13 protein-coding genes and 1 other RNA gene are annotated in these 20469 nt (G+C 67.2%); 7 read left to right on the forward strand and 7 right to left on the reverse strand.

The window, feature by feature from the left end; genetic code table 11:
* Window positions 1–5: 5 nt before the first annotated feature.
* Both gltB and ACCQ16_RS00190 read right to left on the reverse strand, forming a co-directional pair.
* The gene (gltB, locus tag ACCQ16_RS00185) at window positions 6–4478 is read right to left on the reverse strand and encodes a glutamate synthase large subunit (protein ID WP_277573402.1); all 4473 of its coding nucleotides are present in this window, start codon (window positions 4476–4478) and stop codon (window positions 6–8) included.
* A 202-nt stretch (window positions 4479–4680) separates the two neighbouring features.
* The gene (locus tag ACCQ16_RS00190; RefSeq protein WP_371886696.1) at window positions 4681–5061 is read right to left on the reverse strand and encodes an I78 family peptidase inhibitor; all 381 of its coding nucleotides are present in this window, start codon (window positions 5059–5061) and stop codon (window positions 4681–4683) included.
* 57 nt (window positions 5062–5118) lie between these two features.
* Between ACCQ16_RS00190 and ACCQ16_RS00195 the strand changes: the two genes are divergently transcribed.
* Window positions 5119–6396, forward strand: a complete 1278-nt coding sequence (locus ACCQ16_RS00195; RefSeq protein WP_014088883.1) for a DNA topoisomerase IB — start codon at window positions 5119–5121, stop codon at window positions 6394–6396.
* 217 nt (window positions 6397–6613) lie between these two features.
* On the opposite strand, the gene ACCQ16_RS00200 is transcribed toward ACCQ16_RS00195, so the two are convergent.
* Entirely contained in the window at window positions 6614–6958 is a 345-nt protein-coding gene (locus ACCQ16_RS00200; protein WP_008572913.1) for a hypothetical protein, read from the reverse strand.
* 248 nt (window positions 6959–7206) lie between these two features.
* Between ACCQ16_RS00200 and ACCQ16_RS00205 the strand changes: the two genes are divergently transcribed.
* Entirely contained in the window at window positions 7207–9606 is a 2400-nt protein-coding gene (locus tag ACCQ16_RS00205) for a penicillin acylase family protein (RefSeq protein ID WP_277573401.1), read from the forward strand.
* 79 nt (window positions 9607–9685) lie between these two features.
* Here ACCQ16_RS00205 and ACCQ16_RS00210 read toward each other — a convergent pair whose 3' ends face one another.
* On the reverse strand, window positions 9686–10555 hold the full coding sequence (locus ACCQ16_RS00210) for an NmrA family NAD(P)-binding protein (protein WP_277573400.1): 870 nt from the start codon (window positions 10553–10555) through the stop codon (window positions 9686–9688).
* A gap of 164 nt (window positions 10556–10719) precedes the next feature.
* Between ACCQ16_RS00210 and ACCQ16_RS00215 the strand changes: the two genes are divergently transcribed.
* From ACCQ16_RS00215 to ACCQ16_RS00225, 3 genes are all read left to right on the forward strand, one after another.
* The gene (locus ACCQ16_RS00215; protein WP_014088886.1) at window positions 10720–11595 is read left to right on the forward strand and encodes a LysR family transcriptional regulator; all 876 of its coding nucleotides are present in this window, start codon (window positions 10720–10722) and stop codon (window positions 11593–11595) included.
* A 191-nt stretch (window positions 11596–11786) separates the two neighbouring features.
* Window positions 11787–12185 (forward strand): BlaI/MecI/CopY family transcriptional regulator, encoded by a 399-nt coding sequence (locus ACCQ16_RS00220; protein ID WP_008572904.1) that lies wholly within the window; start codon window positions 11787–11789, stop codon window positions 12183–12185.
* Between the two features lie 3 nt (window positions 12186–12188).
* Window positions 12189–13907: a M56 family metallopeptidase gene (locus tag ACCQ16_RS00225; RefSeq protein ID WP_277573399.1), complete on the forward strand. Its 1719-nt coding sequence runs from the start codon at window positions 12189–12191 to the stop codon at window positions 13905–13907.
* Between the two features lie 320 nt (window positions 13908–14227).
* Here the strand turns inward: ACCQ16_RS00225 and ACCQ16_RS00230 are convergent.
* Window positions 14228–14304, reverse strand: a non-coding RNA gene (locus ACCQ16_RS00230) — sX9 sRNA.
* 740 nt (window positions 14305–15044) lie between these two features.
* On the opposite strand from ACCQ16_RS00230, the gene ACCQ16_RS00235 reads away from it, so the two are divergent.
* A complete protein-coding gene (locus ACCQ16_RS00235) occupies window positions 15045–15611 on the forward strand; it encodes a hypothetical protein (protein ID WP_127166473.1) in 567 nt (188 codons plus the stop codon).
* 35 nt (window positions 15612–15646) lie between these two features.
* A complete protein-coding gene (locus tag ACCQ16_RS00240) occupies window positions 15647–16828 on the forward strand; it encodes a saccharopine dehydrogenase family protein (protein ID WP_169306447.1) in 1182 nt (393 codons plus the stop codon).
* A 138-nt stretch (window positions 16829–16966) separates the two neighbouring features.
* On the opposite strand, the gene ACCQ16_RS00245 is transcribed toward ACCQ16_RS00240, so the two are convergent.
* Both ACCQ16_RS00245 and ACCQ16_RS00250 read right to left on the reverse strand, forming a co-directional pair.
* Entirely contained in the window at window positions 16967–17752 is a 786-nt protein-coding gene (locus tag ACCQ16_RS00245; RefSeq protein WP_277573398.1) for a DUF1868 domain-containing protein, read from the reverse strand.
* Between the two features lie 11 nt (window positions 17753–17763).
* The gene (locus tag ACCQ16_RS00250) at window positions 17764–20421 is read right to left on the reverse strand and encodes a TonB-dependent receptor (RefSeq protein ID WP_277573397.1); all 2658 of its coding nucleotides are present in this window, start codon (window positions 20419–20421) and stop codon (window positions 17764–17766) included.
* Window positions 20422–20469 lie beyond the last annotated feature (48 nt).

Here is a 20469-nt window from a genome sequence, read left to right on the forward strand (position 1 = left end):
GTCACTCAGGCCGCCCGCCTGAGTGACTCCGTCAGCGACTCGATGCTGGCGGCCTTGGGTTTGACCAGCCAGAACTTGCCGATGTAGTCGCGGAACTCGTCAAGGATCTGCTGCGCCCAGATGCTGCCGGTCAGCTCGCGGTGGCGGCTGATCAGCGTATGCAGATGCTGGCGATGGTTCTCGAAGCCTTCGGCCGAGACGCGGTGGATGTCGATGAGCTCGTGGTTGTAGCGGTCCACGAAGTCGCGTTCGATATCCAGCACGTAGGCCAGGCCACCGGTGAAGCCGGCGCCGAAGTTCAGGCCCACCTTGCCCAGCACCAGCACGATGCCATCGGTCATGTATTCGCAGCAGTGGTCGCCGGCGCCTTCCACCACCGCAAGCGCGCCGGAGTTGCGCACCGCAAAGCGTTCGCCTGCGCGCCCGGCCGCGAACAGCTCGCCGCCGGTGGCGCCGTACAGGCAGGTGTTGCCGACGATCGGCGTGTTGCGTGCCTCGAAGCGCGCGCCGCGCGGCGGACGCACCACCAATCGCCCGCCGGCCATGCCCTTGCCGACGTAGTCGTTGGCTTCGCCTTCCAGCTCCAGCTGCAGGCCACCGGCGTTGAACGCGCCGAAGCTCTGCCCGGCGGTGCCGCGGAAGCGCAGGTTCAAGGGCGCATCGCTCATGCCGTGGTTGCCGTGCGCGCGCGCGATGGCGCCGGACAGGCGTGCGCCGATCGAGCGGTCGGTGTTGTGGATCAGGAAGCGATGGTCGCCACCGCTCTTGTGCGCGATCGCACCGGCGAGCAGGCCATCCATCTGCGTGGCCAGGCTGTCGGGCGATTCGTACAGGCGCTGGGCGGCGCAGTGGCTGCCGTCGTAGCGGGCATGCGTCAGCAGGCGCGAGAGGTCGACCTTGACGCCGGGACGCGGCGAAACCTCCAGCTGTTCCAGCAGGTCGGTGCGGCCGACGATCTCGTCCAGCGAGCGCACACCCAGGTACGACAGCCACTGGCGCACTTCTTCGGCCAGCAGGCGGAAGAAGTGCTCCACCCGCTCCGGCAGGCCGGTGAAGTAGCCGGCGCGCAGGCGCTCGTCCTGGGTGGCCACGCCGGTGGCGCAGTTGTTGAGGTGGCAGATGCGCAGGTACTTGCAGCCCAGCACGATCATCGGCGCGGTGCCGAAGCCGAAGCTGTCGGCGCCGAGCAGCGCGGCCTTGACCACGTCCAGGCCGGTCTTCAGGCCGCCATCGGTCTGCAGAATGGTGCGCTCGCGCAGATCGTTGGCCACCAGCGCCTGGTGCGACTCGGCCACGCCCAGTTCCCACGGCACGCCGGCATAGCGGATCGAACTGACCGGGCTGGCACCGGTGCCGCCGTCATGGCCGGACACGGTGATCAGGTCGGCGCCGGCCTTGACCACGCCGGCGGCAATCGTGCCGACGCCGGCATGCGCCACCAGCTTCACCGAGACCAGCGCGGTCGGGTTGACCTGCTTGAGGTCGTAGATCAGCTGCGCCAGGTCTTCGATGGAATAGATGTCGTGATGCGGCGGCGGGCTGATCAGGCCGATGCCGGGCTTGGCGTAGCGCAGCCGGGCGATCAGTTCGTTGACCTTGTGGCCGGGCAGCTGGCCGCCCTCGCCGGGCTTGGCGCCCTGGGCGACCTTGATCTGCAGCACCTCGGCATTGACCAGGTATTCCGGGGTGACGCCGAAGCGGCCGGAGGCCACCTGCTTGATCTTGGAGCGCTTCTCGGTGCCGTAGCGGGCCGGATCTTCGCCGCCTTCGCCGGAGTTGCTGCGCCCGCCCAGGCGGTTCATCGCAATGGCCAGCGCTTCGTGCGCCTCGGGCGACAACGCGCCCAGGCTGATTGCGGCGCTGTCGAAGCGCCGCAGCACATCTTCGGCCGGGGCCACCTGATCCAGTGGCGTCGGGGTGTCGGCACGCTTGAGCTGCACCAGGTCGCGCAGCGTGGAGGCCGGGCGCGCATGCACCGCGTCCACGTACTTCTGCCAGTCGCCGGCATCGCCGGTGCGGGTGGCACGCTGCAGCGTCATGACCACGTCGGGGTTGTACATGTGGTACTCGCCGCCGTGCACGTACTTCAGCAGCCCGCCCACTTCCGGCTTGAGCTGGTCGTTCCAGGCGCGCACGGTCAGCTCGCGCGCCTCGGTGTCCAGCCGTGCCAGATCCACGCCGCCGATACGCGCCGGGGTGTCGGCAAAGCACAGGTCCACCACGTCCGGGTCCAGCCCGACGATCTCGAACAGCTGCGCACCGCGATAGCTGGCGATGGTGCAGATGCCCATCTTGGAGATGATCTTGGACAGGCCCTTGTAGATGCCTTTGCGATAGCGGCGGCCGATCTGCGACTGCTCGCCACCCTTGCTCAGCTGCAGGATGCCGCGCCGACCCAGGTCGAACAGCGTCTGGTAAGCCAGGTACGGATACACCGCGGTGGCGCCGACGCCGAGCAGGCAGGCCATGTGGTGCGGGTCGCGCGCGGTGCCGGTCTCGATGATCAGGTTGACGTCGCAGCGCAGGCCCACCTTGCACAGGTGGTGATGCACCGCGCCGGTGGCCAGCAGCGCATGCGCCATCGGCCGGTCCGGCACCGGGTAACGGTCGGACAGCAGCAGCATCACCGCGCCGTCGCGCGCGGCGGCTTCCACCTCCTGGCAGATGCGCTCCAGCCCGGCCTTGAGGCCTTCTTCCAGGCTGTAGGACAGGTCGATCAGGCGGTTGCGCTCGACGTACTGCTCCATCTTCAGCAGCTGGCGCAGCTTGCGCTGGCTGAGCACCGGCGAGTTGAGGATGACGTGGTTCACCGTCTCCGCACCGGCATGGAAGATATTGGTCTCCCTGCCGAGCTGGGTGGTGAGCGACATCGCGATGCCTTCGCGCAGCGGGTCGATCGGCGGGTTGGTGACCTGCGCGAACGCCTGGCGGAAGTAGTCGTACAGTGGCCGGGTCTGGCGGCTGAGCACCGCCATCGGGGTGTCGTCGCCCATCGAGCCGGTGGCTTCCTGCTCGGTCTCGGCCAGCGGGCGCAGCACCTGTTCCACTTCCTCGGTGCTGAGCTGGAACAGCTTGTGATAGCTGCGCAGGGTCTGCTCGCTGAAGGGCTCCTCTACCAGCGAGGGGTCGATCAGCTCGGTCTGCAGGTAGGTCACGCCCTGCTGCAGCCATTGCTTGTACGGCGCGCGCGCGCGGTTGATGCGGTCGATGGCATCGGAATCGAGCAGGTCGCCGCGCTTGAGGTCGATGGCCATCATCTCGCCCGGGCCCAGCTTGCCCTTGCGGGTGATGCGCTCGGCCGGCAATTCCCACACGCCGGCTTCGGAGGCGACCAGGAAGTGGCGGTCGGAGGTCAGCATCCAGCGCGCCGGGCGCAGGCCGTTGCGGTCGAGCATGCAGGCCGCGTAGCGGCTGTCGCAGGCCACGATGCCGGCCGGGCCGTCCCAGGGTTCGGTATTGAGGCCGTAGAACTCGTAGAACGCGGCCAGGTCGGCGTCCTTGAACTCCAGCGACTGGGTCGCCGGCGGCACCAGGATGCGCAGCGCCTGCAGCAGGTCCATGCCACCGGCGATCAGCAGCTCCAGCATGTTGTCCAGGCTCTGCGAATCGGAGCCGTGCATGGAGATCACCGGATCGAATTCGGCAATGTCAAAGCGCGGGGTCTGCCACACCTTGCTGCGCGCCTGCGCCCAGCGCCGGTTGCCTTCGATGGTGTTGATTTCCCCGTTGTGCGCGAGCAGCCGGAACGGGTGCGCCAACGGCCAGCGCGGCAGCGTGTTGGTGGAAAAGCGCTGGTGAAAGACAATTGCGCTGGAGGACAGGTCGCTGCGCTGCAGATCCGGGTAGAACGTGCTCAGCTTGTCCGGCAGCACCATGCCCTTGTAGCTGATGCCGTTGGGCGAGAGGGTGGTGACGTAGAAGTCCGGCACGCCCTGCAGCTGCTGCTCGGCGCGACGGCGCGCCAGGAACAGCGCCAGGGTAAAGCCGTCTTCGGTCTGCTCCGCACCGGCATCGACGAATAGCTGCTCGATGCGCGGCAAGGTGTCGCGCGCCAGCTGGCCGCACACGCTGTCGTCGGTGGGCACCACGCGCCAGCCGCGCAGCTGCACGCCGGCGGCCTGCAGCTGCGCTTCCAGTTCGGCGCGACATCGCGCGGCCTCACTTTCGTCCAGCGGCAGGAACACCACACCGGCCGCGTAGCGCGTGCCCAGGGGGATGCCGGCATCGCGCGCGAGCCCGCGCAGGAATGCATCGGGTTTGCGAATCAGCAGGCCGCAGCCATCGCCGGTGAGCCCGTCGGCGGCGACACCGCCGCGGTGGGTCATGCGCGAGAGCGCCGCAATCGCGGTATCCACCAGCGCGCGGGAGGGTTGGTCGTCCAACTGGGCGACCATGCCAAAACCACACGCGTCGCGCTCGTCGCGCACGCTGTTGTAGAGACCGTAGTCGTTGAGCCCTTGGCGAGTGCGGGGGGCCATGTCTGCCTCTTTGCGATCTTAGGAGAGCGGCGACGACGTCGCAGCGCTCGATCCGTGGAGCGTTCGAAGAGGTCACCGGATGATCGACTAGACCACAGTTGATGCGGTGCCGCAATACACCGTTACAGCTGCAACGAGAACCGCTGCAACCCCTTGTGCCAGCAGGCTTGGCGCCGGTCTTGCGACAGGCGCCAAGGCCGTCTCAGCCGCAGCGCACCGAGGAGATCACGTTCTTGGCGTCCACTTCCAGATTGAGCCGTTCGCCATTGAATTCCATGGTGGTCATCTGGCCGGGTTTGAGCACACGCACCGACTTGGCGCCGGCATCGCTGCGTGCCTGTTCGCCCACCGCATCGGTCAACGGCTGGCCCACCAGCGATTGCACCTGGGTGGCATCGCAAGTGCCGATCGGCGGCGCTTCCGGCGCTGCATCCGGTGCGGGCGCAGCGGCTTGTTCGGCCGCGTGCTGGGCCTTGGCGGTGACGGCTTCCTGCTCATCGGGTTGCGGTTTGTTGCAGGCAGTCAATGCAGCCAGCATCACCAGGGTGCAGGTCAGGCGAGCAACAGGTAGAACAGCGCGCATCGATCACTCCAGCAAAGGGGGGATGCCCAAGCATAAGCACAAAGTCACGCGACGGGCATGGCTTGCGCACACGGCGTTGTCGTAGCGTTGACGCAGCCTAGTCTTGCTGCGGCCAACAATCGCGGCCAGTCCCTTGACCTGTGCGCAATGAAAGCCAAACGTGTTGTTCGCAATGCCGCAGTCGCCGTCAGTACCGCCGGCAAGCTCGCGGCGGTCGCCACCGGCGCCGCCGTCGCCACGGCCGCTGTGGCAAGCGCAGCCGCTGTGGCGCAGGCCAAGGCGACCGCGCGTGCGGCCGGGCTGACCTATGTCAACGACCAACAGCCCGGCATCAGTCGCCGCAAGGCCGGCAAGAGCTTCAGTTACCGCGATGCCGACGGGCAACGCATCGCCGATGCCGACACCTTGCAGCGTATCCGTTCGCTGGCGATTCCGCCGGCCTATACCGACGTGTGGATCTGCGCCAAGCCCAATGGCCACCTGCAGGCAACCGGGCGCGATGCGCGGCGGCGCAAGCAATACCGCTATCACGCCGACTGGGCGCAGGTCCGCGGCGAAGGCAAGTTCGAACGCGTGATCGCCTTCGGTACTGCGCTGCCCAAGTTGCGGCGGCGGTTGCGTCGCGATCTGGTGCTGCCGGGATTCCCACGCGAAAAGGTGCTGGCGATCGTGGTGGCGTTGCTGGCCGACACCCTGGTGCGCGTCGGCAATGCCGAATACGCGCGCAGCAATCGCTCGTACGGGCTGACCACGCTGCGCAACCGGCACATGGAATTTCTGAAGGGCGGACGCGCGCGGCTGAAATTCCGTGGCAAGAGCGGCCAGGACCACGATATCGAAGTGGACGACAAGCAACTGGTCAAACTGATCCGGCAATGCCAGCAGCTGCCGGGGCAATCGCTGTTCCAGTACCGCGACGACGACGGCCAGTTGCAGCCGGTGGATTCGGGGCAGGTCAACGACTATCTGCGCGAGGCGATGGGCGAAGACTTCACCGCCAAGGATTTCCGCACCTGGGGCGGCACATTGGCCGCGCTGCAACGCCTGGCCCGGCTGCCGCTCCCCGAGCGCAGCAGCGAACGTGCGCTCAAGCAAGTGCAGAACGATGTCATCCGTGAGGTGGCCGATGCCTTGGGCAATACGCCCTCGGTGTGTCGCAAGGCCTACATCGACCCATGCGTCTTCGAAGGCTGGCGTGCGGGCCAGCTGCAGGCCATGGCCACCGGTGTGCGTGGCGAGCGCCAGTGGGAAGCGGCCACGCTGAAGTTTTTGAGCGCTTCGCGCAGCAGGCTCAAGACGCAGTCGACGTCTGCGGCAAGGCGCAAGTCGGCCTAAGCGCCCGAGGCTGACACGCCACGGCATTCGCCACAGCCAGGGTGTCGGCGTGTGCGGGCATCACGTACCGCGCGCACGCCGGTTCCTGCGCGTCGCTCATGTCCGCCTGGCGACGATCAGCGACGCGGTGTCAACCATTCCAGGTGGCCGCCTCGGGACGCAGACAGCAGCGAGTGCCGTACCGGATCCCGAATTTCGATTCCCGAATCCCGAATCCTCAACCGCAATAGATGGCCGTGATGCTGTTGTTCGGGCCGGTTTCGATGGTGAGCTGATCGCCGCCGCTTTCGCTGGCGCCCTGGGCCGGGTCGGCCAGGCCGCTGGCGGTGGTGCCGCCGGTCGCGCGCTCGCCGCGGCGCACGATGACGCGCTGGCTGTCGCTATCCACGCGTGCACGTTCGATGGTCTGCGCGGCCGCCGCCAGACCCACCGCACCACGCACCTTGTCGCTATGGCACTGGCCGGAGATGGCGCCGTCGATGGGCTGCACCTGCGCCACCTGGTTGGAGGCACAGGCCGACAACAACGCAGCGGCAGCGAGTGGGGCGAGGATACGGATCATCGGGAAGCTCCAGGGCAAGAATGCCGCAAGCGTGAAGGTGGCGTTGTCGGGATGGCATGAAGATGCTGCGCGGCAGCGTGTCAGAGACGGGCCTCACCCGTGTCTGCCGATGATCGTCAGCGCGCCGGACACGCTGCGCCAACGCTGGGCTACCTGGATTCGCTTGCCAATCTAGCGTTTCCGGACAGCGCCTCGCCCAGCAGCGCGAGAGGTGCAGACTCCTGCTTCCAACCCAGACGATCAGTCGCATGACCATCAAACCGCTGCTGCTTGCATTGGTTGCCTGCGCGGCGCTGCCGCCTTCGGTTGCACGTGCAGCGCCCGCGCCCAGCCAGGCCACCATGACGGTGGCAGGTCTCCAACGGCCGGCGCAGATCCGCGTGGACAGGTGGGGCCTGGCACATATCTACGCGCAGACCGACGACGACGCGTTCTTCGTGCAGGGTTTCAATGTGGCGCGAGACCGTTTGTTTCAGCTGGATCTACTTCGCCGCAAAGGGCTGGGCCATCTCTCCGATGCGTTCGGGCCAACCTATGTGGAACAGGACCGTGCCGCGCGGCTGTTTCTGTATCGCGGCGACATGGCACAGGAATGGAGCAGTTACGGGCCTACTGCGCGGCGCGACGTGGGCCGATTCGTCGCCGGCATCAATGCGTATATCGCATGGCTGGACAGTCACCCGCAGGCACTGCCCTACGAATTCGACAAGCTGGGGTATCGCCCCGAACGCTGGGCGCCGGAGGATGTGCTGCGCATCCGCACCACCGGCCTGAGCCGTAATGTCAAAAGCGAAGTGGCGCGTGCGAACGTCGCCTGCAAGGCCTCGCTGGCTGTCGATGCGATACGCCTGAGACTGCAGCCGGCCTGGACCACCACGCTGCCGGACGGGCTGGACCCGTGTCTGCCGAAAGACGTGCTGAAGGTCTACGAGCTGGCGACGCAAAGCCCCAAGCTGAGCGCAAGCACGCAACTTGCGGCAATCGCATCGACGTCATCGGCCATTGACCAGGACGCCTCTGCCGAAGGCAGCAACAACTGGGTCATCGCGTCGCAGAAATCCGCCACCGGTCACGCGGTGCTGGCGGACGACCCGCATCGGGCCTACAACGTGCCCAGTCTTCGCTACTTCGTGCATCTCAACAGCCCTGGTCTGGACATCATCGGTGCCGGCGAGCCCACCGCGCCTGGCATCGCGATCGGGCATAACCGAACCAGCGCGTTCGGCCTGACCATCTTCAACATCGATCAGGAAGATTTATACGTGTATCGGTTGCGTCCAGACGACAACGCGGCGTACTGGTACCAGGGCAAATGGGAGCCGCTGCGCAGCGAGCACGAACAGATCGCCGTGCGCGGCGCCGCGCCGGTGACAACAGAGCTGCAATTCACCCGTCACGGGCCGGTGATCTATGTCGATGTCGAAAAACATGTGGCGTATGCGCTGCGGTCGGTATGGAGCCAGCCCGGCGCGGCGCCCTATCTGGGCTCGCTACGCTACCTGCGCAGCAACGCGTTCGTGCAGTTCAAGGCCGCACTCGCCCATTGGGGAGCGCCGTCGGTCAACCAGGTCTATGCAGATGTCGGCGGAACCATCGGCTGGGCCACCGCCGGCATGACCCCGCGCCGCGATCACGGCGATGGATTGCTGCCCGTGCCCGGCGATGGCCGCTACGAATGGAACGGCTTCTGGGACAGCACGGTGTTGCCCTGGTCGAAGAATCCCAGAGCCGGCTTCATCACCACCTCCAACGAGATGAACCTGCCCGCCGGCTACCCGGTTGCGCAGCGCAAACTTGGCTTCGAGTGGGCCAATGAGGCTCGCCATGCCCGCATTACCCAGGTGCTCTCGCAGCTGCCCAAGGTGACGCTGGAGGATTCGGAAAAACTGCAGAACGATCAGGTCGCGTTGCCCGCGCAACGCCTGGCCGCATTGTTGCGACCGCTGCGTTCGCAGGACCCTGATATCAGCGCCGCACTGACGCTGCTGCGGCCATGGAATGGCGAGGTCAGCGCTACGTCCCCCGCCGCAGCGCTGGAAGAGGTCTGGTTCAGTCGCTATCTGGGCAATGCATACAAAGCGTTGCGATTGCAGCCGTCGGAGGCCGACAGCTTCGGCGCGCCCGATGCCGCGGCCATGCTGGATGCGCTGGAACATCCTGGCGCCGCGTTCGGCGCAACACCGGCCGCACGCCGCGACCAGTTGCTGCTGCAGTCGTTGCGCAGTGCGTACCAGGCGCTTGTCTCGCTGCAAGGCCCCGATGCCTCGCAGTGGCAATGGGGCAAACTGCATACCAACAAGATCTCGCATGCGATGAGCGCGGTTGCCGGGGCCGATCGCGCGCTGCTTGATGTCGGTCCGTTCGCCAAGGGCGGCAGCCCTTATACGCCGAATCAGTCCAGCTACGACCCTGCCGATTTTCGCCAGACGATCGGTCCTTCTGCACGATTGATCATCGACCTGGGCAATTGGGATAACTCTCGCGCCATGAATTACCCCGGCCAGTCCGGCGACCCGACCAGCCCGCATTATCGCGACCTCGCACCGCTATGGCTCAAGGGACGCTATTTCCCGCTGCTGTACACGCGCGCTGCGGTAGATGCGGCAACCGAACAGATCTTCGACCTGGTGCCTGCGCAGGCGCACTAACGCAACCGCGAACCGACCTGACGCCGCGCACATCGCGTAGCAAGCGCGAGAATCCCCGCGTTTGCTACGCCGCCTGCGCTCACGCCGGCGCAGTCGCCTCGCGCACGAAGGCTTCGTAGGTGCGCAGCGGACGTCCCAGCAGCGCCTGCAACTGCGCCACCGCGCCCTCTGCCGCATGCATGCCCAGGCGCTGGATGCCGGCCATCATCAGGCGCATGTCATAGGCCAGCCACGACGGGCCGTACGTCGCCAGCTGTGCTTCGAAGGCGGCCACGTCATCGCCGGCGTAGGCGATCTCGCGCCCAAGCGCTGCGCTCCAGACCTTGGCCGCATCCACCCCGGTCAGTGCCTGCGGGCCGACCAAGTCGAGCGTGACGGGTGGCAACGGACCGTCCGCACGGTCGCGGCGCAGCAGCTCGACGACCGCGATATCGGCGATGTCGCGCGCATCGATCATCGCGATGCCCTGTGCGCCGATCGGCATCGGGTAGAGGCCGTATTCGGTGATCGTCTGCTGCACCATGCCTTCGTTCTGCATGAAGTACGCCGGCCGCAGGATCGTTGCCGGAATTTCCAGGCTTTCGATCATGCGCTCGACGGTGTGCTTGCCGGTGAAGTGCGGCACGTTGGTGTACGTGTCGGCATGGATCACCGACAGATACACGATGCGCTCGATGCCGGCTTCCTTGGCCAGATTCAATGCGATCAGCGCCTGGGTCACTTCGTCGGGGGTGACCGCATTCAACAGGAACAGCGTGCGCACCGATGCCAGTGCGGCGCGCATCGATGCGACGTCGGTGAGGTCTGCCACCACTTCGGTGACACCTGCCGGAAAGGAGCGTTTGCCTTGCTGGCGGACCAGCGCCTTGACCTGCGTGCCGGCGTCGGCAAGGCCTTGGGTGACCAGGGAACCGACGGTGCCGGTGGCACCGGTGACGAGAATGCTCATGGTGAATCTCCTGCGTTGGATGGACGGTTGGATCGGAGCGAAGCGGCCGGTGCGGTGGTGCTGCTGCCGGTGCGGCCGCCCGGTGGGTAGGGCAACGATATGCCGTTGCACTGCCAGTACGAAGACGCCAGGATGTAGACATCCCGTTTCAGATGTGGAACAGCATGGACCTCAATGCCCTGATCGATTTCTCGCTGGTGGCCGCCAACCAGGGGCTGGGCAAGGCCAGCCGCGCGAGCGGCAGATCGAAGGCGACCTTGTCGCGGCGCATCACCGAGCTGGAGGAACAGCTAGGGGTGCGCCTGGTCGAGCGCAGTGCCCGTGGACTCAAGCTCACCGAGGCAGGACAGCAGTTGATGGAGCGCACCCAGGTGCCGCTGAGCGAGGTGGCCGAGGCGATGACAGCCGCGCGCGAGGGGTTGTCATCGCCGCGCGGCCGCTTGCGCGTGGCGTCCCCGGTGTTGTTCTCCCAACTGGCGATGGGGCACATCGGCGCCGACTTCTGTGCGGCCTATCCGGAGATCACGCTGGAGGTGGTGGCCGAGGACCGCACTGTCGATCTGATGGAAGAGCAGTTCGATGTCGCCATCCGCATCAACCCAAGCCCGGACAGCCGCCTGGTCGGGCGTTGCTTTGCCAAGGACCGGTTGGTGGTGGTGGCCGCACCGTCCATCGCCATGCCGTCTGGCGATGCGGTGCATCCGGTGCCCGGCGTGGTGATGTCCAGCTTCGAGCCCACGACCTGGACACTGGATGGTGGGCGCCTGGTCCTGGAGCCGATTCCGCGGATGCGGTTTTCCTCGTTCCTGATGGTGCGCGATGCGGTGATTGCCGGTGGCGGCGTTGCGTTGATTCCGCAGTCGATCGCGTGGCAGCAACTCGCACGCGGCCAATTGCTGCAGTGGGGAACGATCTCCGGCGTGGCGCCGGCATTGTGGGTATTGCACACCTCCCGGCGCCTGGCAGCGCCGAAGGTGCGCGCCTTCGTGGATTTCATCTGCGCCCGCTATCCGGACGCGTCGTTGGTGTTGAAGGGGTAGGGCGGTGGCGCCGTTCTGTTGAACGTGCGCCAGGTCCGCCAGCGCGTGGCGAGCTTCTGCGCGCAAGCGGTTGCCCGTGCCATCGGGCCTTGGCAAAGGGACACAGACGCCACGGCCACCCACACGCCCCCCTGCCATCCGACCTATTGACTACAGCTGTCGTCAGGCCTACGGTAGCGACAACTGTAGTCATGGAGAGCGCCATGCGCGGCAAGACCATCGGGGACCAGGAGCTGGCCCTGCTGCAATACATCGAAGAACAGCGGCATGCCAGCGTGGGCGAAGTGGCGGGGGCGTTCGGCGAGCCGCGCGGGCTCGCCCGCTCCACCGTGCTGACCATGATGGAGCGGCTGCGGGCCAAGGGCTTCCTGCGCCGCAAGCAGGTCGAGGGTGTGTACCGCTACAGCGCCACCGCCGGCCAGGACGATGTGGTGCGCGGGGCGGTGGGGCAGTTCGTCGAGAAGACCCTGCAGGGCTCGGTGTCGCCGTTCGTGGCGTGGATGTCGCAACGCGCCGAAGTCAGCGATACCGAACTGGCCGAACTCGAAGCATTGGTTGCCAAGCTGCAATCGCAGCGCAAGGAGGATTGAGTCATGTCGCCCCTGATCGAAGCGGTGTTATGGAAGCTTGGCGCCACCAGCGTGCAGACCGCGGTGCTGGTGTTGGTGGTGTGGGCGCTGTGCCGCGGCGTGCGCCGCCTGCCGGCAGCCACGCAGACCTGGTTGTGGTGGCTGGTGGGCGTGCAGGCGGTGGTGGGCCTGGTGTGGAGCAACCCGGTGCAGTTGCCGGTGCTGCCGGCGCACAGCGTGACCACGGCGCTGGGCTCGGCCGACAGCCTGGCGCCACTGGCAAACGCCACCGCCGCGGCATCCACGGCCGCGCATGCGGGCGTCACCGCGCAGGCCATGCAGGTTGGCGCCCGGTCGACCTGGCCGGTGGCATTGCTGGCACTGTGGGCGGCCGGCGTGCTGGTGCTGGCTGCCGGCACGGCGCGCGCCTATCTGCGCAGCCGTGCATTGGTGCGCGCCGCGCAGCCCTGCAACGACCGCGCCCTGGTGCAGGCGTTGCAGATGGCTGCTGAAGCGCATGGCTTGTCGCGCCCGCCGGCGCTGCGGCTGTCGGCGCAGATCGATTCGCCCCAGTTGATCGGCCCGTGGCAACCGGTGTTGCTGTTGCCCGCTGCACGCTTGCCGCACATGGCCGATGACGATCTGGACATGGCGCTGACCCATGAACTGATCCATCTGCGTCGTGGCGATCTGTGGTGGGGCTTGCTGCCGGCGCTGGCGCAGCACCTGTTCTTCTTCCACCCGCTGGTGCATCTGGCCGCGCGCGAATATGCAATCGCCCGCGAAGCCGCCTGCGATGCCGCCGTGGTCGCCGGGCACCGCCATTGCCGCCACGACTACGGCCGCTTGTTGCTGCAACTGGGTGTGGCGCCGCGCCCGCGCGGTGGCGTGGCAAGCGCCTCGCCTTCGTTCATCAGCTTGAAGCGCAGGCTGTCGATGTTGCAGGACACCCACGCGTTTCCGCGGCTGGCTGCCGCGATGATTCTGGCCGCAGTGGCGGTCTGCGGTGTGCTGCCGCTGCGCCTGGTGGCCATGCCGGTGCCGGCACCGGTGACGTCTGCCGGCATGCAGCCGGTCGTGGTGACGGCCCCGGCAGCGCCGCGTGCACAGGTCAGCAGCACGGCGGAGCCTGCCGACGCCGCAGCGCCGATGCGCGCGTTGCCGGCGCTGCCAGCTGCGCCTGCGCAAGTGGCCGCCCCTGCCACGCACGGTGTCATCGCCGATGTGCTGGGCGCCGAACCGCTGCATGACGAGGACGCAGACCCGATAGACAGCGGCTGGAATCTCGACCTGGACCGCATCCGCCGCGATGCCCGCCGTGACGCGCAAGCCGCCGTGCACGATGCGCTCGCTGCCGACAACCACGACCTTGAACTGCAGCAAGACCGCATGCAGGCCGCGCAGGACGCATTGCAGGACGCACGCGAACAACTGGCCTCGTTAGGCCCGGAACTGGCGCAGGCCAAACAGGAAGCGCAACAGCAAGCGCGGCAAGCCGAGCAGCAGATTCGCGAAATGACGCAACAGCATCGTCAGGCGCAATACGCGTATGCGGCCGCGGTGCGCCAGGCGGACGCGCTGTCGCGGCACCAGGTCGAAATGGCCAAGCAGGCCGCTCTTCAGGGCCGCGCCGAGGCCGAACGTGGGCAACGGGAAGCGGCGCAAGCGCAACGCGAGGCCGAAAAAGCGCAAGCAGAGGCAGACCAAGCGCAAGCAGAAGCAGAGCGGGCGAAGAACAACTAGGCGCGATCGACCAGACGGCTGCGCTCACCGTCAGGGGCGCATGGTCGGTACCAGCAGTCGGCATGCACCACGTGCAGGTTCGGGAACGCATCGCTTCTTGGCGCGCGCATTACGCCAGCCGATCGCCATCGCCGACAGCTGTTCGCACCGGTTTGCCGGCTGCCCCAGCGGCCCAGTAGGGAGAACCAGCGCGGCTCGCGGTAGACCGCACGTTACCGCGGCGATGGGGTTCCGTTGGCCACGGAGCAGCAACGCATGGCATGCAGCCCGCTGCACATCCGGCCGTGCACGGCCGGCACACGCGCGGCCGCAGTAACAGCGGAGAACAGAGCGTCGCGAGCAGTCGTCGGGTGGGCGTGGCCAGCGCGATCGGAATCGCAGTGTAGGCGCGGTACATGCCGTTTCAGAGCACCGCCCGGCACCCACCGGGCGGTGAGTGGAGTCACCTTTCGCTGCTTTTCGGCGCAGGTCCCGACGCCAAGCAGCGGCCGGCGCACTGCATTGGCATCGCCTGGGTAACGGCAGCACCTGCATCACCACGGGCCCGCCACAGCCCGGCACTCCTGCGTCACGACGCCTGCAGCGTCGGCAACGCCGTGGCCGCGTGATCGCTGTTTCCATCCGCCTGCGTGCCCTGCGCAGGCGGCACTCAACTCGCTGTGCCTTTCGTGGAGATCTCACATGATCCAGACCACTTCCCCCGTGCTGTGCCTGCGCTCGGCGTTGCTGTTGGCCCTTGCCGCAGTTGCCGGCGGCGCGGCCATCGCACACGCCTCTGCCGTGCCTGCAGTTGCCGGTGTGCGCAGCTCACCTGCTGCACCGGTATTTGTTGGTTCTGCTGCGTCAGCAACAACGCAGCTTGCATCCATTGCCGATGTCTTGCCTGTGGATGGCATTGCAACGGTTGCGCCAGTCACGCCGGAGAGTACCGTTGCGCGAACCGTGCCGGTTGTCGCGGCACGGCGCGCGCCTGCGATCGCTCCGCTAGCGCCGGCCGTCTCGATGACGCCTGCGCTTGCCGTCGCCGGTGCCCGGACGGCACCAGCAGCGCCCGCTGCGCCTGCCATTTCTCCAGCGCCACCGGTCGCTCCCGCTGCACCGACTGCAGTTACTGTGCCGGCACGGCCGCGCATGGGCATGCCGACATCCTGCGGCCATGCCATTGCAAACACGCAGAGCCAAGGCGATGCCTACGTGCTGGTACATGGCGATCGCGAAGTGATGCACGGCACGCCCGATGATCTGCAGACGGCGCGCCGCTACGCTGGCGATGGAAGACGGGTGTTGTGGTTTCGCGCCGATGGCAAGCAGTACCTGGTGCGCGACCCGACCTTGCTCCATCAGCTGGCCGTGGCGCATCTGCGCAGCCAGCAATTGGCCGACGCGCAAGCCGGGTTGGCCGCACGTCAGCAGGCCTTGAGCGAACGGCAGGCCGCACTCGCCGCGCAGCTGTCTGCGCATGCCGCGCCGCGCCTGCTGCAGGCCTCGACACGCACCGCATCGGCCACGACCTCCACCTCGGCGCAGCCGCCTGCAACCCCCGATGCGCTGCAGGCGTTGTCCAGGCAGCAACAGGCACTGGCGCAACGGCAGGCCGAGTTGGCGAGCAAGCAGGCCGGTGCATCCCGCCTGGCCACGCAGCAGGCATTGAAGGTATTGCGCGAAGCACTGAGAAGCGGGCGCGTGACGCGTATCGACGGTTAGTCGCAGAGTGCCCTCGCGCAACAGCACAAGCGCAGATGACGGTGCGCGCGCCGATACTGTGCACAGACACAGGCGGCGGGCAGGCCATGACGTATCGGGTAGTGGTGTTGGGCGGCTTCGGTCATTTCGGTGCACGCATCGTGCGTGCGCTGGCGGCAACGGCGCAGATCCATGTCATCGCGGCAGGGCGGCATCCGGGCGATGTCGCGACCAAATGGCCGGGTGCCGCACCCGGTCGCATCTCCACCTGTCGCCTGGATATCGATGCCAGCGACTTCCCTGCGCAGCTGGCGGCCACCGGTGCCGATGCGGTGGTGCATACCGCCGGGCCGTTCCAGGGACAGGAGTACGCGGTGGCCCGCTGCTGCCTGCAGGCCGGCATGCACTACATCGATCTGGCCGATGGCCGCGCCTTCGTCCGCGATTTCCCCGCGGCGATGGATGCCGCCGCGCGGCAGGCCCAGCGCGTGGCGATCAGCGGCGCCAGTACCTTGCCGGCGTTGTCCAGCGCGGTGATCGATGCGCTGTTGCCGCGCTTTTCGGCATTGCACGAGATCGGCATCGTCATCGCGCCCGCACAGGGCACGCCATTGGGCCTGGCCACGGTGCGTGCGGTGCTGTCGTATTGCGGCACGCCCTTCCACTGGTGGCAGGCCGGCCGCTGGCAGCAGGTGGTGGGCTGGGCGCGCCCCACGCGCGTGCGCTTCGCGCAGCTCGCCCCACGCCTGGCCTCGCCGTGCGATGTGCCCGATCACGACCTGTTGCCGCAGCGCTATCCCGGCGTGCAGACCGTGCAATTTCGTGCGGCGCTGGAAGTGCCGTTCCTGCAGCGCTGCCTGGCCGGCGTCGCCTGGCTACGTCGACGCGGCGTGCCGCTACCGATGCAGCGCCTGGCCGATGTGTTTGCCAACGCCGGGCGCTGGTTCGACCGCTTCGGCACCGATCTGGGCGGCATGCGCGTGGAGCTGCGCGGCACCTGCGATGGCACGGACGGGGCAAGCCGCCCGCTGGTGCTGCACTGGGACCTCACCGCCGCGATGCTGCACGGCCCGGAAATTCCGTGTTTCGCCGCGGTCTTGCTGATACGCAAACTTGCCGCCGGGCATCGGTTGCCGATCGGTGCGCATGCCTGCATGGGGCTGCTGACGCTGGCCGAGTTCGAGCAGGAGTGTGCCGCGTGGCAGATGACCACGGCGGTGACGCAAGCGCACCGGTAGCGGGCGATGCGCAAGACGAGCGCAGCGCCAGGCCTTTGCCGAGCACGCCAGGCAGAAAACCAAGCGCTCTGTGCGCGGCGGGGAGTTCTGAAACCACGTGGCCGGCGCACATCGCTGCGCCGCCGACTCCACGCAACCTCAGACCTCTTGCACCGTGCGAAACGCGTCCATGTCGTTGAACGTACAAAAATGAAAGCGTGGCACCGTGATCGGCCCCGCGGCTGCCAGCTGTGTGAGCCAGCCGCGCACCGCGGAGCGATACGCCGTCTGTTCTGCCGCATCCAGCGTGTCGCACAGGTAGGCCAGCGAAATATGAAACTGGAAGTTGGTGTAGTCGGGGCGCTGCAAACGTGTCAGTTGCATCAGCGCCTGGCGCGCAGCTTCCAGGCGCTGCGCGGTTTGCGTGTCGGCCGGCTTCAACGGAATCAGCAGATTGTCGTTATTGCCGGTCCTGGCTGCGGTGGGGTTGACCAGGAAGCGGCAAGCGCCCAGCGGCGGTGCGGCGCGCTCCTTCAACCGCGCCAGATAGGCCGCGTTGATATCCGCCAAGGCATGGTCGCGCGGCAGATCGCTCGGCCAGGGCCCACGCGCACGGTCGATCTCATTGACCCCGCCCAGCAAGGTCACGTGGTAGCTGCTCGGCGGCAGCACGGCGAACTTGTGGGCAAAGCGCTGCTCGGGGAACTCGCGGTAGATGTTCAGCACGCGGTCGAAGCTGTCGTAGCCATCGCCCTGTTGTTCCAGGTGACCCACAAAGGTATTGCCGGCAAACGGCATCGGCCGTCGCGAGCGCAGAAACTTGCGGCCCACATCCGAGGGCGGCGGCGTCATGGCCCGTGTGGTGAGACCGGTGGCCAGCAGCGAGGCGCCGGTGGCAGCCATCAGGTGACGGCGGCTGATGCGTGTGTCCAGAAACGACGACATGGAAAAAACCCTCAGAGTTTGACGTTGACGCCGAGCATCACGGTGGGTGCCATTTTCCAGGCCGATTGCACGTATTCCTGGTGGCGGCCGATGCGGTATTCGTAGCCCTGGCCGGTCAGGTTGAGCACATCCAGGCTCACTGCCACTGCCGGCGAGACATCCCAGGCCAGTTTCAGGTCGAGACGGTCCAGCGGCTGTTGGTAGCGGTTGCGATAAAACTCCTGCTGGTTGCTGTAGTTGGGGTAGCGGTCGTCCCACAGCTCGCCGGTACGGCTCCAGGCCAGGGTGCTGCGCAGCGGCCCACGGGTGTAGTTCAGGGTCAGATTCCACAGCTGCTTGGGCTGCTGCGGCAGCACCGACAAGGTGGTGCGGCTGCCATCGCCGAGCACCACCGGGTAGTCCACGTCCAGGAAGGTGACATTGGCACCGACCGACAGCCCGGCCAGCGCGGGCAGCCACGGGCCCAGTTCCTTGATCGCGCCGAGTTCGGCGCCGCGCATGCGGACCGGCCGGTCGGTATTGCGCGGTTGGGTGACCAGCACCTGCTCGCCGTCGATGTTCTGCAGCTGGCCGTAACGGAAAATCTCGTTGTCGATGGTCTTGTGGAACAGCGCGATCGACAGCAGGCTGCCACCGTCGTCGAACGTCCAGTCGTGGCCAAGGTCCAGATTCTGCGAGCGACGCGGCTGCAGGTCCGGGTTGCCCTGGTTGAGCGTGGGCGGGTTGCTGCCCAGCGTGAGCACGCCGCCGTTCAACGCCATCTGGTCCAGGCGCGGTCGCCCGATCGAGCGCGAGGCGCCGAAGCGTAACGTGCCGTTGGCACTGGTCTGCACCTGGCCGGCCAGCGATGGCAACCAGTTGCGGTAGGTGCGTTGCGCACTGACAGGCGCCCAGACGGTGCCGCTCAATTGCTGGCCGCTGCTGCCGAAGCGGGTCTGCTCCAGGCGCACGCCGCCGGCCAACCGCCAGCGCTCGCCGCGCCACTGTGCTTGTGCAAAGCCGGCGCGCACCTGCTCATCCACGCTGTAGGTGCCGCTGTTCTGCGCGGTGATGTCCGCCACGCCGCGCGCCTGGCCGGACACCGCATCCCAGCGCGCGTCGGCCAGGTCCGGGTCGATGATCAACATGGGCGCATTGCAACCCAGGGCGCAGGTGGGGTTGCCCAGCACATCGGCCAGCGAATAAGGCAACCCGCTCCAGGTCGTGCGCTGGAACGCGGTCTGCATGTGCGTGCGCACCTGTCGCAGGCCAAAGGCCAGTCCCAGCCCCTGGCTGTCTTCGTCCATGTTGCGACGGAGCTCCAGTTGCAGGTCGCTCACCCGTTCGGCGTAGGTCGTGCGCTCCTGCTGGTGGTTGAGGTTGGCGTAACGGGTCGGGTCGTCGGCCAGGGCCGGGTCCAGGGCCGTGAATGCCGGCAGGGTGCCATTCCAATCGAAGCCGTAAGCCAGGCCATTCTGCTGGAAGCGGTCCCAGGTCTGCGGGTTGTCCACCGTGGCGCGCGAGGTACTTGCGCGCAGCGCGCCGCGCCACTGGTCAGGCAGCTCGGCCAGCAGTTCGCCGTTGATGCCGGACAGCCCGCGCTTCCAGCGCAGCTGCCCCAACTCGACGAGCTGGTTGAGATTGTCCAGCGTGCCGCTTTGCGGGCCGCTGCGGGTCAGGCGCGCGCTGTTCTGCACCTGGGCGACCTGGGCATTGCGGTCGGAAGATTCGTGCTGGTCGAACGTGTAGCCGGACACATGGCCGCTGAGCGGACCATCCGGCTGCCAATCCACGCGTGCGGTGACGCCGCGCCGTTCGCGGGTGTTGTCGTAGTTGTACCAGCGCCGTTCGCTGGGCACCGCCGCGCCGGTGCCGCCATAGGCCGACGACGCGCGCGTGCCGTCGGCGTTGTACCAATTGAGGGCGCCGCCATTTTCCTGCTGCGGCACCGAAATCTCACGGCGCCAGACGCTGGCCGCCCCCAAAAACGCGAACTGGCCGTCACGCCCGAAGCGCTTGCCCCATTTCAGCTCGCCTTCGCCCACCGGCGTGCGGCCGCCATAGCGGCTTCCCATGAGGTTGGCGCCGCCCTTGGCCGAGGCGGTCAGCAGGCCGTCGGGCCGGGCAAAGCCGGTGGCGGTGACCAGATTGGTGACACCACCGATCGCGCCGCCATCGTTCTCCGGCAGCAGCGACTTCACCACATCGATGCGGTCCACGAAGTTGGCCGGCAGCACATCCATCAGCGCTTGGCGGCTACCGATGTCGTTGCTGGCGAAGGCAAAGCCATCGATCAGCATGCTGTTGTAGTTGCCGTTGAGGCCGCGCACCGTCACATACCGTGGTTCGCCCTGGTACTCGACCGTGCTCACGCCGGTGACCCGGCGCAGCGCATCGCCCACATTGAAGTCCGGCAGTTGCCCGATGCTGTCGGCGGCGACCGAATCGACGATGGTGGGCGCCGCCTGCTTGGTGGCGATGGCGCGCGTGTTCTGCGACTGGAACGGGTTGCGCACCTGCACCGCGTCCAGGGTCAGCGCGTCGCCTCCGCCGGACATGTCGGCTGCGGTGGCGTGCGAAGGAAGCCAGCCGATCAAGGCCAGCCCCAGCGCAAGCGACAGCGCATGCGGAGGCTGTGGCCAAGACGGGGCAATGCGAGTGGGGCGGGAAGGGGGATGCAACAGGCGCATGGCACGATATCAACGTCGGTGGCCCCAACGCAGGGCCGCGGACGGATT

Origin of the sequence: Xanthomonas sp. NCPPB 1062 (genome assembly GCF_041481705.2) — a bacterium.
GTDB classification, from domain to species: Bacteria; Pseudomonadota; Gammaproteobacteria; order Xanthomonadales; family Xanthomonadaceae; genus Xanthomonas; species Xanthomonas euvesicatoria.